Here is an 18,270-nt window from a genome sequence, read left to right as displayed (position 1 = left end):
GTGGACGGCTCGGCGATCCGGGCGCTCGCCGCTTCGATGCTGCCGGAGTACATGGTCCCGGCGTCGTTCACGACGCTGCCCGAGCTGCCGCTGAGCCCGAGCGGCAAGGTCGACCGCGCGGCCTTGCCCGAGCCCGACCGGGGCGTGGTGGCCGGTCGGGCACCCCGCGATCCCCGTGAGGCGATCCTGTGCGGGTTGTTCGCCGAGGTGCTCGACCTTCCCGAGGTGGGAATCGACGACGACTTCTTCGCGCTGGGCGGGCATTCACTGCTCGCCACCCGGCTCGTCAACCGCATCCGGTCGACCCTGGGCACCGAGCTCGCGCTGCGGCAGTTGTTCGAGACCCCGGCCGTGGCCGGGCTGGCAGTGGCACTGGACGGTGACGGCACCACCCGGCCCCCGGTGCTCCCGGTGCCGCGGCCCGGGCGGATCCCGCTTTCGTTCGCCCAGCGGCGGTTGTGGTTCCTCAACCAGCTCGAAGGTCCCGGCCCGACCTACAACATCCCGGTCGTGCTGACCCTGGCCGGCGAACTCGACGTCGACGCGTTGGCCGACGCGCTCGGCGACGTGGTGCGGCGGCACGAGAGCCTGCGCACGGTGTTCCCGGCCGACGACGGCGTGCCGCACCAGCTCGTGCGGGATCCGGCGGCCAGGCCGGCGTTCACCGTCACCGACGTCGACCCGGGTGAGCTCGACGACGCCGTCCGGGCGGCTGTCGCGCACGGCTTCGACCTGACCGCCGAACCACCCCTGCGTGCCTGGCTGTTCCGCCCGCGCACCCGCCTGGCCGAGCACGTCCTCGTCGTCCTGCTGCACCACATCGCCGGCGACGGCTGGTCGCTGGCCCCGCTGATGAGCGACCTCGGGACCGCCTACGCCGCCCGCCGCGCCGGAACGGAACCGGACTGGGCCGACCTGCCGGTGCAGTACGCCGACTACGCGCTTTGGCAGCACCGGACCCTCGGTGATGCCGACGATCCCGCCAGCCTGGTGGCCCGGCAGCTGAAGTACTGGACAGGGGTCCTCGCCGACGTCCCCGGCGAGCTCGACCTGCCCGCCGACCGGCCACGGCCCGCCGTGGCGACCTACCGCGGCGCGACGGTCGACTTCACCCTGGACGCGGAGCTGCACGCCGCGCTCGCCGAGCTGGCCCGTACGGGCCGGGCCACGCTGTTCATGGTGCTGCAGGCGGGGTTCGCCGCGTTGCTGACCCGCCTCGGCGCGGGCACCGACATCCCGCTCGGCACGCCCATCGCCGGGCGCACCGACGACGCGCTGGACCAGCTGGTCGGCTTCTTCGTGAACACCCTCGTGCTGCGGACGGACACCGGGGGCGACCCGCGGTTCCGTGACCTGCTCGACCGGGTCCGCGTGACGGACCTCGACGCCTACGCCCATCAGGACCTCGCGTTCGAGTACCTGGTCGAGACGCTCAACCCGGCCCGGTCCCTCGCGGGCAACGCGCTGTTCCAGGTGATGTTCGCGCTGCAGAACGTGGACCGCGTTCCCGTCGAGCTGGCCGGGCTCGACGTGTCCCCGTATCCGGTGCACGCCCGCAACGCCAAGTTCGACCTGTTCGTCAGCATGGCCGAGCGGCGCACCCCGGCGGGCGAACCCGACGGCCTCTACGGCACCGTCGAATACACGACCGACCTCTTCGACCGCGCCACCGTCGAGCGGCTGGTCGGCTGGTACCGGGGCTTCCTCCAGGCGGTCGTCCGCGACCCGGCCACCCCGATCGGGCAGGTGGACTTCCTCACGCCCGGCGAGCACGAGGACCTGCTGCGAACCCGCAACGCCACAGCGCGCCCGCTACCCACGCGGCTCCTGCACGAGCTGTTCCAGGAGCAGGCCGCGGCCACGCCCGACGCCGTGGCGGTCAGCTGCGGCGGTGACACGGCCACCTACGCCGAGCTCAACGCCCGCAGCAACCGCCTGGCCCGGGAGCTCATCGCCCGGGGCGCCGGGCCGGAACGGGTGGTCGCACTGGCTGTCGGGCGCTCGGTGGACATGGTGGCGGCCATGTTCGCGGTGCAGAAGGCGGGCGCGGTCTACCTGCCGATGGATCCCGCCCATCCCGCCGATCGGCTGGCGTTCCTGCTCGAGGACGCCCGGCCGGTCGTGGTGATCACCAGTGCCGGCGTCGAGCCGGGCCTGCCCGCGACCGACGTCCCGAAGATCGTGCTGGGCGCTCCGGACACCGAACGACGACTGTCCGAGCAGGTCCCGATCGATCCGGCTGACGACGAGCGCCGGGCGCCGCTGCTGCCCGGCAACGCCGCCTACATCATCTACACCTCCGGATCGACCGGACGCCCCAAAGGGGTGCTGATCTCGTATCTGAGCATCGTCAACAACCTGATCGGGTTCGGCGAGCGGTTTCCCGTCGGCCCCGAGGACCGGGTGCTGGCGATCGCGACGATCGCGTTCGACATCGTCGCGGTGGACGTCTACCTGCCGCTCGTGCACGGCGCGAGCGTGCTGATCGCCGAGCCCCACGTCATCCGCAACCCGGTCGCGCTGGCCGAACTGGCCGCGACCGGCGGCGTGACGATCTTCCAGGCCACCCCGTCGTTGTACCGCACACTCCTGGCGAACGCGCCGGACGGACTGCGCGGACTGCGGTTGCTCGTCGGCGGCGAGGCGCTGACCAGCGGCCTGGCCGAGCGGATGGGTGAGGTGGGCGGCCAGGTCGTCAACCTGTACGGCCCCACGGAAACCACGGTGTGGAGCACGCTCGCGGAGGTCGGCCCCGGGCGGGCCGCGACCGGCGGTCCACCCCCGGTGGGCACGCAAACCCGGAACACGCGGCTCTACGTGCTGGACGAGAACCTGCGGCCGGTGCCCGCCGGAGTCACCGGCGAGCTGTACATCGCCGGGACCGGTCTCGGCCGGGGATACCTGAACCGCCGGTCGCTGACCGTCGAGCGGTTCGTGGCCAACCCCTTCGACGAACCGGGCGGCCGCATGTACCGCACCGGAGACCTCGTGCGGTGGCTGCCCGCGGGCGAGCTCGCCTTCGTCGGCCGCGCCGACGACCAGGTGAAGGTCCGGGGGTTCCGCATCGAGCTGGGCGAGATCGAGGCGGCGCTGGCCCGCCAGGACGACGTCGTCGAAGCCACCGTCCTGGTCGGCGAAGCAGCCGATGGCGAGCGACGGCTCGTCGGTTACGTCGTGCCGGGCGCCGAGTGGTCGGTGGGCCGGGACCGGCAAGAGGAAACGGACCAGGTCGGGGCGTGGCGAGACCTCTACGACTCGCTCTACGCCGAGCAGGTCGAGAACGGCGGCTTCTGGGAGGACTTCACCGTCTGGCAGAGCAGCTATGACGGCAGGCACCTGCCGCTCGACGAGATGACGCAGTGGCGGGCCGCGGCGGTCGAGCAGGTCCTGCGCCTGCAACCGCGCCGGGTGCTGGAGATCGGTGTCGGCAACGGCCTGCTCCTCTCACGGCTGGCTCCGAACTGCGAGGCCTACTGGGGCACCGACTTCTCCCCGTCGGTGATCGCCGCCCTGCGGGACCGGCTGGCCGAGCGCGGCGACGACACGCCGGACGTGCGGCTGCGGGTCCAGGCCGCCGACGACGTGACCGGGCTGCCGGCCGGGTTCTTCGACACCATCCTGCTCAACTCGGTGATCCAGTACTTCCCGCACGCCGGCTACCTCGTCGACGTGCTGCGCAAGTGCCTGGACCTGCTCGTCCCCGGTGGGGCGATCGTCCTCGGCGACGTCCGCAACCTGCGCCTGCTCCGGTGCCTGCAGACCGCGGTCGCCTTGACCCGGAGCACCGGCGAGTCCGACGGCTCTTCGGTGCGTTCGCTGGTGGAGCAGAAGGTCGCCGCGGAAGAAGAGCTGCTGCTGGCTCCCGACTTCTTCGTGGCACTGGGCCGGTCGCTCGACGGCGTCGGGTCGGTGGACATCCGGCTCAAGCGCGGTTCGTTCCGCAACGAACTGTCGCGCTACCGCTACGAGGTGGTCATCACCAAGGACTCCGGCCGGCGGACGCCGGCATGGGAACCGCCGGCGCGCCCGTGGGGTGAATTGTCTACTTTGGACGCGCTGGCGGCCGCGCTGCGCGGGGCGTCCGGCGGGTTGCGGGTGACGAATGTCCCCAACGACCGGCTGCTCGCCGAGTTCGGCGCACTGCGCGTGCTCCAGCGTGGCGGCGGGGCGAAGCGGGCCATGGACACCCTCCGAGCCGGCTCGGCGGGTGTCGATCCGGAGGATCTCCACGAGCTGGGCGCCCGGTGCGGCTTCGCCGTGGTGACCACCTGGTCCGGCGAAGGCGAGGACGACTGCTTCGACGCGGTCTTCCTGCCCGCCGGAGCAGCGCCCGCGGTGGTGTCCGCCTACCCGGGCACCACCGCGGGGAAGGACCCGATGGTGCACGCCAACAGCCCGGCACGGACGCGGCGGCTCCGCGCGTTCAACGACGAGCTGCGGACCCGGCTGCGCCGGTGGCTGCCGGACTACATGATTCCCGCCGCGTTCGTCGTGCTCGACGAACTGCCGCTGACCACCAACGGCAAGCTCGACCGCCAGGCCCTGCCCAAACCCGACTTCGCCGTGCTCTCGTCGGGCCGCGCGCCCCGGACGCCCCGGGAGTCCGTGCTCTGCGAGCTCTTCGCCGAAGTGCTCGGTGTGCCGAAGGTGACCATCGACGACAACTTCTTCGCGCTCGGTGGCCATTCGCTGCTGGCCACCCGCCTGGTCAGCCGGATCCGGACGGCCACCGGCATCGAAATCCCCATCCGCCGGGTGTTCGAAGGTGCCACCGTGGCCGCGCTCAGCGAGCGCATCGACCCCGCCGCCGCGCGACCCGCACTGACGAGGATGCCGCGACCCGAACGGGTCCCGCTGTCCTATGCCCAGCTGCGCCTGTGGTTCCTCAACCGCTTCGAGACGTCGTCGCCGAGCTACAACCTGCCGATCGTGCTGCGCCTGCGCGGAACCGTGGACCGGCACGCCCTTGGCGGGGCGTTCGCCGACCTGATCGACCGGCACGAAGCGCTGCGCACCGTGTTCCCCGAGCGGGACGGGGAGCCGTGCCAGGCCGTGCTGCCCGCCGACGCGGCCCGCTCGCGGCTTTCCGTGGCCGAAGCCGAGCCCGCGTCCTTGCCGGAGATGCTGACCGCGGCCGCGCGCGTGCCGTTCGACGTGACTGCCGACCTGCCGGTGCGTGCCACGCTCTTCGCCCTCGGTCCCGAGGATCACGTGCTGCTCGTGGTGCTGCACCACATCGCGGGCGACGGCTGGTCGATCGGACCGCTCGCCCGCGATCTGGCTGCGGCCTACCGGGCTCGGCTGAGCGGCGAGCGCCCGGACTGGCCCGCTCTCGAGGTCCAATACGCCGATTACGCTCTCTGGCAACGAGAAATCCTCGGCAGCCCCGAGGAGCCGGACAGCGCGATCTCCCGGCAGCTGGCGCACTGGCGGCGCGCGCTGGCCGGTGTTCCTGCCCGGACCTCGCTGCCGGCGGACCGGCCGAGGCCGGCTGTCGCCACCTCGGCGGGCGAGCGGCTTCCGTTCGAACTGGACAGCGCGTTGCACGGCAGGCTGCTGGACATGGCACGGTCCCACGGGGTCAGCCTGTTCATGGTGCTGCAGAGTGCGGTCGCCGCACTGCTGACGCGGCTCGGTGGCGGCACCGACATCGTGCTGGGGAGCGCGATCGCCGGGCGGACCGACACCGCCGTGGAAAATCTCATCGGCTTCTTCGTCAACACCCTGGCGCTGCGGCTGGACACCTCCGGCGACCCGGCCTTCGGCGAGTTGCTCGACCGCGCGCGGGAGGCCGACCTTGCCGCGTACGACAACCAGGAGCTGCCGTTCGAATACCTCGTGGAGGCGCTCAACCCGCAACGGTCCCTGGCACACCACCCGTTGTTCCAGGTGATGCTCGTGCTGCAGAACGCGCCACGTGCCGAGATCGTCCTCCCGGGAGTGCGGATCAGCGGCGAACCGCTGGACGTCGGTGCGGTGAACTTCGATCTGGGCTTCAACTTCGCCGAACGCGAACCCCGCGACGGCCGTCCCGGCGGTGTCGCGGGCGTGGTGGAATACCGCTCGGACCTCTTCGACCGGATCACCGTGGAGCGCGTCGTGGACCGGTTGCTGCGGCTGCTGGCCGCGGTCGCCGCCGATCCGTCGGTGCGGATCGGGTCGGTGGACCTCGCCGCCGGGGACGCGCTCGACCGGCACTTGGTCGAGCTGCCGGTGCGGAGGGAGATCGACCTGGCCCGGATCGAGCAGGTCCTGGCCGAGCACGACGGTGTGCGCGAAGTCGCGGCGGTGCTGCAAGAAGACGGGCACGGGGACCGGATGGTCGCCGTGCACGTCGTGGCCGAAGACACCACCGGGTTCGATACCGAGCGGTTGCGCGGGTTCGCCCGGCGGTGGTTGCCGGACCACCTCGTGCCCGGCGAGTACACGGTCCTGCCCGGGGGACCGGGTGCGCCACGCCCGGTCGTCGCGGCGGCTGCGGTGGCACCCCCGGAGACACCGCGCCAGGAGATCCTCTGCGGACTGTTCGCCGAGGTGCTCGGCCGGCCGGTGGGGGTGCACGACGACTTCTTCGCACTCGGTGGCCATTCGCTGCTCGCCACCCGCCTCGTCGCGCTGATCCGGAACGTGCTGGGCGTCGAACCGCCGCTCCGGCGGCTCTTCGAGGAACCGACCGTCCACCGCCTCGACGCCGTGCTCGACGAGCAGGGCGTCACTCGGCCGGCGGTCGCCGCCGTCGCGCGGCCGGAGCGGATCCCGCTGTCGTTCGCCCAGCAGCGCCTGTGGGTGCTCGACCAGCTGGAGGGGCCGTCGGCCACCTACAACATCCCGTTCGCGCTGCGGCTGACCGGCCCGCTGGACGAGACGGCGTTGCGGACGGCTGTGCGTGCGGTGATGGACCGGCACGAAGTCCTGCGCACCACTTTTGCCAGTGAAGCCGGGGTGCCTTGGCAGCGCATTCACCCGGTGGACGAGATCTGGCCGGGCCTGCCGGTCACCGACGTCCCGGCCGAGCGGCTCGAGGCCGAACTCGCCGCCGCGTCAGCGCACCGGTTCGCGCTCGCCGATGAAGCACCGCTTCGGGCGCGGCTGTTCCGCCTCGCGCCCGAAGAGCACGTGCTGTCCCTGGTGCTGCACCACATCGCCGCGGACGGCGCGTCACTCGGGCCGTTCGCCGAAGACCTGTCCGCCGCGTACGCCGCGGCGATGCGATCCGAGGTACCGGCCTGGGATCCGCTCCCGATCCAGTACGCCGACTACGCGCAGTGGCAGCGGACCGTGCTCGGTTCGGAGGAAGACAGCGACAGTCTCATCAGTGCGCAGATCCGCTACTGGCAGGAAGCACTCGCCGCGTTGCCCACCGAGCTCGCGCTGCCCGCCGACCGGGTGCGGCCGCCGGTGGCGAGCCACCGGGCGGAGCTCGTCGAGTTCGCGGTGCCCCCGGCCACGCACCGCGCACTCGCCGACCTGGCGCGACGGCACGGGGCGACGCTCTTCATGGTCGTGCACGCGGCACTCGCCGCAGTCCTCACCCGCCACGGCGCCGGCACCGACGTCCCGATCGGCACGCCGGTGGCCGGGCGCCCCGACCACGCGCTGGAGCCGATGATCGGCTTCTTCGTCAACACTCTGGTGCTGCGGACCGACACCGGGGGAGACCCGGGCTTCGCCACCCTGCTCGACCGGGTCCGCCGGACCGACCTGGCCGCCTACACCCAGCAGGACGTGCCGTTCGAACGGCTCGTGGACGTGCTCGGGGTCGAGCGGTCCCTGGCCCGCAACCCCCTGGTCCAGGTCATGCTGGTCTTCGACGGCGAGCGCCGGCCCACACTCGGGCTCGGCGGCGTCCGGGTCGACGCGCAGCCGACCGGCTATGCGAGCGCGAAGTACGACCTGGCCGTCAACGTCAGCGACCGTCGCACTGCCGAAGGCGAATGCGCGGGTTTGGCCGGCGCGCTGGAGCTGGCCACGGACCTGTTCGACCGGCAGACCGGGACGGAGCTGGCGGACCGGTTCGTGCGGTTCCTCGGCGAGGTGGCCGCCGACCCGGAGGTCCGGATCGGGGCGGTGGAACTCGAACCCGCCGCCGCCCGGGACCGGTGGACGGACACGGACCGGGCGATTCCGCTGGAACACGCGCTCGCCGCGTTCGAACGGCAGGCACCGCGGCGCGACGACCACGACGCCGTTGTGCGGGGCGCGGACCGGATCGGCTACCGCGAGCTCAACGAACGCGCCAACCGGCTGGCGCACCACCTCATCGGCGCCGGTATCGGCGCCGAAGACGTCGTCGCGCTCCTGCTGCCGCAGACCATCGACCTGGTCGTCGCGCTGCTCGCCGTGCTGAAGGCGGGCGCGGCCTACCTCCCGGTCGACCCGTCGTACCCGGCGGAACGCGTCCGGTTGCTGCTGGAGAAGGCCGCGCCGTCGCTCGTCCTGACCGATGACGCCACCCCACCGGTGCCCGGCCCGGTCCTGCGGCCGGCCGAGGTACCACCCGGCGGCCCGGCGCACGACCCCACCGACGCGGACCGGCGCCGGACCTGGTCGCCCGACCACCCGGCCTACCTGATCCACACCTCCGGCTCGACCGGCACCCCGCGCGGGGTGCTGGTCACCCACCGCGGCCTGCCGAGCCTGGCCACCAGCCTCGCCCAGGCCTACCGGGTCACCCCGGACAGCCGGGTCCTGGAGTTCGCTTCGCCGGGGTTTGACGTCGCCACCGGCGACGTCCTGTTCACGCTGTCGTCCGGTGCAACCGTGGTGCTACCGCCCGCCGACCGGGTCACCGCGGCGGCGAATCTGGCGGAGCTGATCGCCGAGTACGGAGTCACTCATGCGACGCTGACGCCGACCGTGGCGTCCGGGATCGAGCCCGGGGCGTTGCCGGCCGGCTTCTGCCTGGCGCTGGGCAGCGAGGCGGTACCCGGGCCGCTGGTCGAGCGGTGGGCGGCCGGCTGCCACGTGCTCAACGTCTACGGGCCCACCGAGTGCACGGTGGCGGCGACGATCACCGGCCCGCTGACCGGACCGGACACCCCGCCGCTGGGCGATCCGCTCGCCAACACGCGCGCCCACGTGCTCGACACGTCGCTGCGTCCGGTCCTGCCCGGCCTCGTGGGAGAGCTCTACCTCGCCGGCCGTGGCCTGGCCCGGGGGTACGCCGGTGAACCGGCGGCGACCGCGGAGCGGTTCGTGGCCAACCCCTTCGACGGGCCGGGTACCCGCCTGTACCGCACCGGTGACCTGGTGCGGCGGCGCCGGGATGGCGAGCTCGAGTTCGTCGGGCGCGCCGACGGCCAGGTCAAGATCCGCGGCCACCGGGTGGAGCTTGCCGAGCTGGACCGCGCCCTGGCCGCGCACCCCGACGTGCTCGCGGCCGCGGCGGCGGCCTACCCGACTCCCGCCGGAACAAGGCTGGTCGGATACGTCGTCGCCGGGCCGGCGGGGATCGATCTGGCGGCGCTGCGCACCTGGCTGACCGGCCGGGTCCCGGACCACCTCGTGCCCGCCGCGCTGGTGCCGCTGGACGCACTGCCGTTCACCGCCCACGGCAAGGTGGACCGGTCGGGCCTGCCGCTCCCCGGTGCGGCACCGGCGGCCACGGCGATCGGGCGCCGCCCGGTCACCGAGCCCGAGCGGATACTGTGCGGGCTGCTCGCCGAACTGCTGGGCGTGCCGGACTTCCCGGCCGACGCCCACTTCTTCGAACAGGGTGGCGACAGCATCCTCGCCATCCAGCTGGTGGCCCGCGCCGGCCAGGCCGGGCTGTCCCTGAAACCCCGGGACGTCTTCGAACACCCGATCATCGCCGAACTCGCCGCGGCGGCGTCGGCCGGGGAGCAGGCGACCGCTCCCCCTTCCGACTCCGGGGTGGGGCCGGTACCGCTGACGCCGATCGTGCACTGGCTGCGCGAGCTCGGCGAGGACATCGCCGGCTTCGACCAGTCGATCGTGCTCCCGGTGCCCGCGGACCTCGGCGAGGAGCAGGTCACCGCGGCGCTGCAGGCCGTCCTCGATCACCACGACGCCCTGCGCATGCGCTTGTCGCGTGAGGCAGCGCTGTGGGCGCTGGACATCCCCGAGCAAGGCCGCCTCCAAGCCCGCGATCTGCTCGTCCGGGTCGACAGCAGCTCCGGTGAGCAGCCGGCCGAACCGGTGGCGCGGGCGCTGGCCGATGCCCGCGGCCGGCTGGATCCCGATGCCGGCGTCATGCTCCGCGCGGTCTGGTGTCCCGGGGCGCCGGGCCTGCTGGCCTTGGCCGCGCACCACCTGGTCGTGGACGGCGTTTCGTGGCGGATCCTGCGTGCGGACCTCGACCGGGCCTTCACGGACCTCTCCGCCGGGCGGCCGATCGAGCTGCCGCCCGTCGCGACTTCGTTCAAGCGCTGGGCGGAGTGGCTCGCCACCGCGGCCGGTGACCGCGTCCGGCTCGCCGAAGCCCAGCACTGGTCAAGGGTGCTCCGCACGCCCGACCCGCTGCTCGGTGCGCGGCCTCTGGACCCGGACAGGGACACCGTCGCGAGCGCCCGGTCCGTACGCCGGACCGCGCCGGCCGACCTGACGTCCTCGGTCCTGACGGAAACGCCCGCCGCGTTCCACGGCCGGGTACCCGACGTGCTGCTCGCTGCGTTGTCCGTGGCGGTCGGCGAATGGCGACGGCGCAGGGGGATCGGAACGGGCAACGCCGTACTGCTCGATGTGGAGGGACACGGCCGGGCCGGGCAGGACGAACTCGACCTCACCCGGACCGTCGGCTGGTTCACCACCATGCACCCGGTGGCACTGGATCCCGGCGAGCTCCGGTGGACGGCCGTCCAGGCCGGCGCGCCCGAGGTCGGGGTGGCCGTCAAGCGGGTCAAGGAACAGCTGCGTTCGGTACCCCACAACGGCCTCGGGTTCGGCATCCTGCGTTATCTCAATCCGCAGACGATGCTCACCCTGGCGAAGGCGGGCGCGCCGCAGATCGCCGTCAACTACCTGGGCCGGGTGCCGGGCACCGGTGACGCCGTTGCCGCGGCGCCGGAGGACTCGGCGCGGGCCGTGTCGCACCCTCTCACGCTCAACGCGCTGACCAGGGACACCCCGGACGGGCCGCGGCTCGTGGCGAATTGGACGTGGCCGGCCGGGTTGCTGGCCGAGGAGCAGGTCGCCGAACTGGCTGACCTGTGGTTCGAGGCGTTGGCCGGCATCGTGGCCCACGCGCGCAATTCCGGGGGCGGCCACACGCCATCGGACTTCCCGCTGGCCGGGTTGACGCAGCGGCAGATCGACTGGATCGAGGCTGCGTGGCCCTCGGTGTCCGACGTCCTGCCGTTGGCGCCGGTGCAGGAAGGGCTCCTCTTCCACGCCCTGCTGGATGACGGGAACGACGAGCGGGAAGACCCGTACGTGGTGCAGACGGTGCTGGCCCTGCCCGCCCGGATCGACGCGGCGGCCCTGCGTCGCGCGGTGTCAGCGGTCCTCGAGCGGCACGACGCGCTGCGCGCGGCGTTCGCCCAGCCGCCGGAGGGGCCACCGAGGCAGATCCTCTCCACGCGGGTCGCGGTGCCGTGGCAGGAATGCGTGGCCGCGGACCAGGCCGAGCTCGACCGGCTGGCCGAGGTCCAGCGGCGCACCGGCTTCGACCCGGCGCGGCCGCCGCTGATCCGGTTCCTGCTCGTCCACCTCGACGGCGGGGACCACCGGCTGGTCGTCACCCACCACCACATCCTGCTGGACGGTTGGTCGCTTCCCGTGCTGCTGCGGGACCTCTTCACGGCGTACCGCTCCGGGGAGGGCGGTGGCGGACAGCCTCCGGCCCCGCCGTACCGGAGCTACGCGGTGTGGCTGGCCGGCCGCGACCGGGCCGAGGCCGAAGCGGTCTGGCGGGCCGAACTGTCCAAAGTGGACGGCTGCCGGGTCGTCGGCGGCACGCGATCCACCGGCCCGCGTCGGGACCTGCACCGCCAGCTGCCGGAACGGGCCGCGAAAGCACTGCGGGAAACGGCACGGGGCCTGGGCGTCACGACCAGCAGCATGGTGCACGTCGCCTGGGGACTCGTGCTCGGCAGGCTCACCGGACGGCGCGACGTGGTGTTCGGCAGCGTCGTGTCCGGACGGCCACCGGCTGTTCCCGGGATCGAACGGATGATCGGCTGCTTCATCAACACGGTGCCGGTCCGGCTGCGCCCACGGCCCGGCGAAAGCGCCGGCGAACTGGTGCAGCGCTTCCAGACCGGCCAGTCGGCGCTGGCGGACGCCCACCACCTCCCACTCGCCGTGCTGCAGCGGCTCGCCGGGGTCACCGAGCTGTTCGACACCACCGTGGCGTTCGAGAACTACCCGGTCGACGGGAACGCGATCCGGGCCGCGGCGCCCGACGCGGCGGACGTCCGCCTGGAACGGGCATCGGACGGCATGCACTACCCGCTCGGCCTGGTCGCGGCCGCGTCGGGCGACCGCGTCGGCCTCCGGCTGGTCCATCGCAGCGACCTGGTCGGACCAGAGCAGGCCGAGCGGATCCTGGACTGGGTCGTCGCCGCACTGACGGCGATGGGGGCGGACCCGGGCCGGGCCATCGAGCGGGTGCTCGCTGCGGGAACGTTCGTCGCGGAGACCGTCGCCGTGCCCGGCCGCGATCCGATTGCCGTGTTCGCCGAGCAGGTGGCCCGCACCCCGGGCGCGCCGGCCGTCGTCGCGGACGGCCGGATCCTGACCTACGCGGAACTCGGCGACTGGGCCGACCGGCTCGCCGGCGTCTTCGCCGCGGCGGGCGCAGGCCCCGAGACCGCGGTGGCGATCCTGTCCGAGCGGACGCCCGCGACGATCGCCGCGCTGCTCGGAGTGCTGAAGGTGGGTGCGGCCTACGTGCCGCTCGACCGGAGGTACCCCACCGGGCGGATGCGGGACTTGATCACCGAATGCCGGGCCGTGCTGGCCGTCACCGACGGCGAGCCGGTGGCGGACCTCGGCCTCCCCGTGGTCGACGCCAGCACGGCGACGGCGCCGCCGGCTGAGCTCCGGCCGGTCGCCTCGGCGGCGGCGGCTTGCGTCCTCTACACCTCCGGGTCCACCGGGCGGCCGAAAGGCGTGCTCGTGTCCCGGCGGGAGATCGGCTGGTTCGCCGCGAACTCGGCGTTCCACGGTGCTCGTCGCGTGCTGGTGCACAGCCCGCTCGCCTTCGACGCCTCCACGGTGGAGATCTGGGCGACCCTGCTCAACGGCGGCTGTCTCGTGCTCGCACCGCGCGGAGACCTCGACCCGGCCGGGTACGCCCGGGTGATCCGCGACGGCCGGGTCGGCTGGGCCTTCTTCACCGCCGGCCTGTTCCGCGTCCTCGCCGAGGAAGCGCCCGGCTGCTTCCACGCCATGGACGAGGTCTGGACCGGTGGGGATGCGGTGCCACCCGAGGTCTTCCGCACGGTGCGCCGCCACCATCCCGATCTCGTCCTGGTGAACGGGTACGGCCCCACCGAAACCACCGTGTTCGCCACCAGCCACCGGCTCACCGGCGACCCCGGAGCGGCCGTGCCGATCGGGCGGCCACTGCCCGGTGCCCGGGTCCATCTCCTGGACCACGCCCTGAGTGAGGTGCCCGCGGGCACCGTCGGCGAGGTCTACGTCGGAGGCGGCGGCGTGAGCCGGGGCTATCTGGAGCAGCCGGGGCTGACGGCGGCGCGCTACGTCGCGGACCCAGCGGGCTCGGGGCAGCGCATGTACCGCACCGGCGACTTGGCACGCCGCACGACCGAGGGCGAGCTGGAGTTCCTCGGCAGGACCGATGCCCAGGTCAAGATCCGCGGGTTCCGGGCGGAACCCGGCGAAGCCGAAGCGGTCCTCGAGACGCATCCGGACATCGCGCACTGCGCGGTCGTGGTGTCCGGTGTGCCGGGCGAGGGGCAGCAGGTGGTGGCGCACGTGGTCGCGGCCGCGGGCCGCGAACTCGACCTCGCCGAGCTGCCACGGTTCGCGGGCGACCGGCTGCCCGAGTACCTGGTCCCGTCGGCCTTCTTCGTCCGGGACTCGTTGCCGTTGACCGTGAACGGGAAGGTGGATCGATCCGCTTTGCACGTGGGGATCCCGGTGCGCCGTGCTCGCGTCGCGCCGGCGAGCCCGATCGAGAAGGTCCTCTGTGGACTGTTCGCCGAGGTGCTCGGCGTGCCCGAGGTCGGGACCGACGAGGACTTCTTCGACCTCGGCGGCGACTCGCTGCTCGCGATGCGGCTGATCGGCCGGATCCGCGCGGCGCTCGGCGGGCAGTCCACGCTCCGGGACCTGCTCGGCAGCCCGACGGTCGCCAGGTTCGCCGCGCGGCACATCGTCGGCGGCACACTCGCGCGGGATTCGGCGTTCGACGCCGTGCTCCCGTTGCGGTCGGACGGCGCGGCGGCGCCGGTGTTCTGCTTCGCCCCGGCGAGCGGGCTCGGCTGGCGCTATTCGGGTCTGCTGCGGGAACTACCCCCGCAGGTACCGGTCCACGCCATGCAGGCGACCGGATTCCTCGACGACGGCCCGCTGCCGGGCTCGGTCACCGAGATCGCCGCGGACCACACCGCCCGGATCCGGCAGCTCGCGCCCGGCCCGTACCGCCTGCTCGGCTGGTCCTTCGGCGGGCTCGTCGCGCACGAGGTCGCGACGATGCTGCGCGAAGCGGGTGAGGAGGTGACCCTGCTGGCTCTGCTCGACACCGCACCCGCGGCGGGCGTGGCGGCTCGGCTGCCGGACAGCGTCACGATCATGCGCGGCCTGCTCCAGTCGGTCGACGGCCCCGGCGCCACTCTGCCGGACGAGGTGACGGCCGAGGAGGCGGAGACGATCCTGCGCGAGCACGACAACCCGATGATCGCGCTGGTGGGGGCCCGCGTCCGACGCCTCGCCGAGATCGCGCGGCACTGCACCGAGCTGTCCACGGCGCACGTTCCCGGCACTTTCGACGGCGACCTGGTGTTCCTGCCGGCCGCCCTCGGCCGTGCGGAGGGGCCGTTGTCCGCCGACCGCTGGCGGGCGCACGTCACCGGGAGCATCGTGACCCACCCGATCGACTGCGAGCACCACCAGATGCTCGACGGCGCGCCACTTCGCGAAATCGGCCGGATCGTGCGCGGAGTGCTCGAAGGCGGTCCCGCATGAGCAGCCGTCCGATGCCGCCGCCCTTGCTGAAGGGAGACCCCGGCGCCGCCCACCGCGTCGTGCTCCTGCACTACGCGGGCGGGTCGGCGGCCTCGTTGCTGCCACTGGCCGGCGACTTGCCGGGATCCTGTGCCGTCGCGCTGCTGGAGCTCAATGACCGCGACGTTCCGGCGACGACGTTCGCCGAGGCCGTGAGCCGGATCCGGCCGCGGTTCGAGGCCCTGCTGGACCGGCCGACGACCGTGTTCGGGCACAGCATGGGCGCGCTATTCGCCCACGCGCTGGTCACCACCCTGGCGGAGGGATGTCGCCGGCACGTGGCCGATGTCGTGTTCTCCGGGTCCCGCTCGCCCGGAACCACGCGCGCCCTGACGAACTTCCCGCGGCAGGCGGTCCGCCCGCGCCCGCGCGCCGAGCTGGCCGGCGACCTCGACCGCTACGGCGGCTGCCCGCCGGAGGTGCTCGCGGACCCGCAACTGCTGGACTGGGCGGTGACCGCGCTCGGCCAGGACATGCAGCTGATCGACACGTACGCGGAGACGGGCGTGCCGCTGTCGGGCGTCCGATTCCACGTCTGGTACGGCGCAACGGACGACGAAGCGTCCGAACACGAGGCCCGGCGGTGGGCTGCGGACCTGCCTGGTACGCCCGCCCTCCAGGCCTTCCCCGGCGGGCACTTCTACCTGCTGCGGCACGGCGATGCGGGGCGCGCGCTGCGCCGCCTCGTCACCACTGGGAGAGGATGGACATGACAAGGGAGCTTTACGAACTGGGCGAGATCCCGCCGCTGGGCGAAGTGCCGCGGTACATGCACGCGGCGCTGATCCGGCAGGAACGCTACGGCCTTCCGCAGAACGCGATCAAACTGGAGGTGGTCGAGGTCCCGCCCCTGGGGCCGGGCCAAGTGCTGGTCATGGTGATGGCGGCCGGGATCAACTACAACGGCATCTGGGCCGGGTTGGGCGAACCGGTGGACGTGATCGCCGCCCGGCAGCGCGCCGGTGACCCGCACGACTTCCACATCGCCGGTTCGGAAGGCTCGGGCGTGGTCTGGGCGACCGGGCCGGGGGCGGGCCGGTTCGGCGTGGGCGAGCACGTCGTCTTCGGCGGGCTCAAGTGGGACGAGACCGCCGACGACATCCGGCTCGGCGCGGACCCGACGACGTCGAAGTCCCAGGCCGCGTGGGGTTACGAGCTGAACTTCGGCACGTTCGCGCAGTTCACCGTCGTGGACGAGTACCAGCTGCACCCCAAGCCTGCCCGCCTGAGCTGGGAGGAGGCGAGCTGCTTCCTCGCCGGTGGCGGCACCACGTACCGGCAACTGACCGGCTGGTCGCCGCACACCGTGCGCCCGGGGGACCCGGTCCTGGTGTGGGGCGGCTCCGGCAGCCTCGGCTCGATGGCCATCCAGATCGTCGACCTGCTCGGCGGGGTGCCGATCGCCGTGGTGTCCAATGCGGAGAAGGTCGAGCACTGCCTCAGGCTGGGCGCTCGCGGGGTGATCGACCGGACCGAGTTCGACCATTGGGGCAGGTTGCCGGACTATACCGACGCCGCCGCCTACGGCGACTGGCTCAGCGGCGTGCGCGGCTTCGGCCGCCGGGTCTGGGACGTGCTGGGCGAACGCAAGTCGCCGCGGATCGTGTTGGAGCACCCGGGGCAGGACACGCTGCCGACTTCGCTGTACGTCTGCGACAACGGCGGGATGGTGGTGACCTGCGCCGGGACCAGTGGCTACAACGGTGACGTGGACCTGCGGTTCCTCTGGATGTTCCAGAAACGGCTGCAAGGCTCCCACTGCGGCAACGCGCGGGAGTTCCGCGCGGTCACCGAACTGGTCGCGGCCGGCAAGCTCGATCCCTGCCTGAGCCGTACCGCCCGGTTCGCCGACATCGCCGAACTGCACCAGCTGATGCACGACAACGAGCACCCGCCGGGCAACATGGCCGTGCTCGTCAACGCCGCCGAGCCGGGGATGACCGGCCTGGCCGGGAAGGCGGCGGCGTGAGCTCAGCGGAGGGGAGTTCGTGGCTGCCGCTGCGCGGGCTGCGTGTCCTGGATCTGACCCGGTTGCTCCCGGGGGGCTTCGCCACGTCCTTGCTCGCCGACCTGGGCGCGGACGTCGTCAAGATCGAGCCGCCCGCCGGCGACCCGCTCCGCCGGGCGGCGCCCGGGACGTTCGCCGCGATCAGCAGGAACAAGCGGTCCGTGGTGCTCGACCTGTTCGACCCGGCGGCCCGTGAAGACTTGCTGGCGTTGGTGGCGGACAGCCGGGTGCTCGTCGAGAGCCACCGTCCGGGTGTGCTCGACCGCATCGGGCTCGGCTACGCCGACCTGCGGCGGGTCAATCCGGGTGTGGTGCTCTGCTCGCTGTCGGCGTTCGGGCAGACCGGGCCGTACGCCGGCCGCCCCGGCCACGACGTGAACTTCCTCGCGTTGTCCGGTTTCTTCGCCGTGCCGAACCGCCCGGGTGGACGGACCGATCGCCCGGGCGTGCGGACCGGAGACCTGGCGGGAGCCATGTATGCCGCGTTGTCGATCACGGTGGCTGCCCAGCACGCCGCGGAGAGCGGCATCGGTCAGCACATCGACGTTTCGCTGCACGAGTCCGCGGCGGCGTGGGCCGCGCCGTTCGCGCTGCCGGCGCTGAACTTCGCCGACCCCGGCGACGATCCCGTGCTGACCGGGGACAACGACGTCTTCGTCACCCGCGACGGCGGGCGGCTGTCCTTCGCCACGTTCGAGGACAAGTTCTGGCGCGTGTTCCGGGACCGGCTGAGCGTCGAGTTCCCGGCGCTGGACACGGACGCCTACGACGAGCGGGCCGAACGCACGCGGCACAAGGCGGCCGTCTCGGGCCTGCTCGCCGCCGTCTTCGCCGAACGAGACCTCGACTGGTGGGTGGGGGTGCTCGGTGGGCTCGACATCCCGTGGGCCCCTGTCTACGACTCGGCCGCGGAGGTCGTCGCGGACCCGCACGTCCAAGCCCGGCGGCTGGTCACCGCAGGGCCGGGTGACCCGGGGCGGGGCCGGTACCAGGTGCGCTTCCCCGTGGTGTTCGGCGCCGGGCACGACTCCTTCCGCACTCCCGCGCCGGAGCTCGGCGAGCACACCGCGGCCGTGCTGGGCGAACGGGGCCGTCATGACACCGGCCACTGA

Annotated in this window: 4 protein-coding genes (1 of these 4 only partly in view); all 4 read left to right on the top strand. The window is 72.9% G+C overall.

Annotation, left to right across the window (positions count from 1 at the left end):
• Tightly spaced (each overlapping or abutting the next), the 4 genes in view from ACWED2_RS24410 to ACWED2_RS24395 form a layout consistent with a single transcriptional unit that may run on beyond the window.
• Positions 1 to 15,111: the 3' portion of an amino acid adenylation domain-containing protein gene (locus tag ACWED2_RS24410; protein WP_449692805.1), read on the top strand. It extends 2,649 nt beyond the left edge of the window; 15,111 of the gene's 17,760 nt are visible here — the last part of the coding sequence; its start codon lies off the left edge, out of view; its stop codon occupies positions 15,109 to 15,111.
• A complete protein-coding gene (locus tag ACWED2_RS24405; protein WP_449692804.1) occupies positions 15,108 to 15,863 on the top strand; it encodes a thioesterase II family protein in 756 nt (251 codons plus the stop codon). The genes ACWED2_RS24410 and ACWED2_RS24405 overlap by 4 nt, the downstream gene beginning before the upstream one ends.
• Positions 15,860 to 17,119 (top strand): crotonyl-CoA carboxylase/reductase, encoded by a 1,260-nt coding sequence (gene ccrA / locus ACWED2_RS24400; RefSeq protein WP_449692803.1) that lies wholly within the window; start codon positions 15,860 to 15,862, stop codon positions 17,117 to 17,119. Before ACWED2_RS24405 ends, ccrA begins: the two co-directional genes overlap by 4 nt.
• Positions 17,116 to 18,270, top strand: coding sequence for a CaiB/BaiF CoA transferase family protein (locus ACWED2_RS24395; RefSeq protein WP_449692802.1), 1,155 nt, complete (start codon positions 17,116 to 17,118; stop codon positions 18,268 to 18,270). The genes ccrA and ACWED2_RS24395 overlap by 4 nt, the downstream gene beginning before the upstream one ends.

This window comes from Amycolatopsis sp. NPDC005003 (assembly GCF_053600695.1).
Note: the sequence above shows the minus strand (reverse complement) of the source record. Positions and strands in the feature narration are given on the sequence as shown.

Excerpts from the sequence above, each read along its gene's own strand:
- ACWED2_RS24405 (WP_449692804.1), top strand. The coding sequence starts at position 15,108 with ATGAGCAGCCGTCCGATGCCGCCGCCCTTGCTGAAGGGAGACCCCGGC.
- ccrA (WP_449692803.1), top strand. The coding sequence starts at position 15,860 with ATGACAAGGGAGCTTTACGAACTGGGCGAGATCCCGCCGCTGGGCGAA.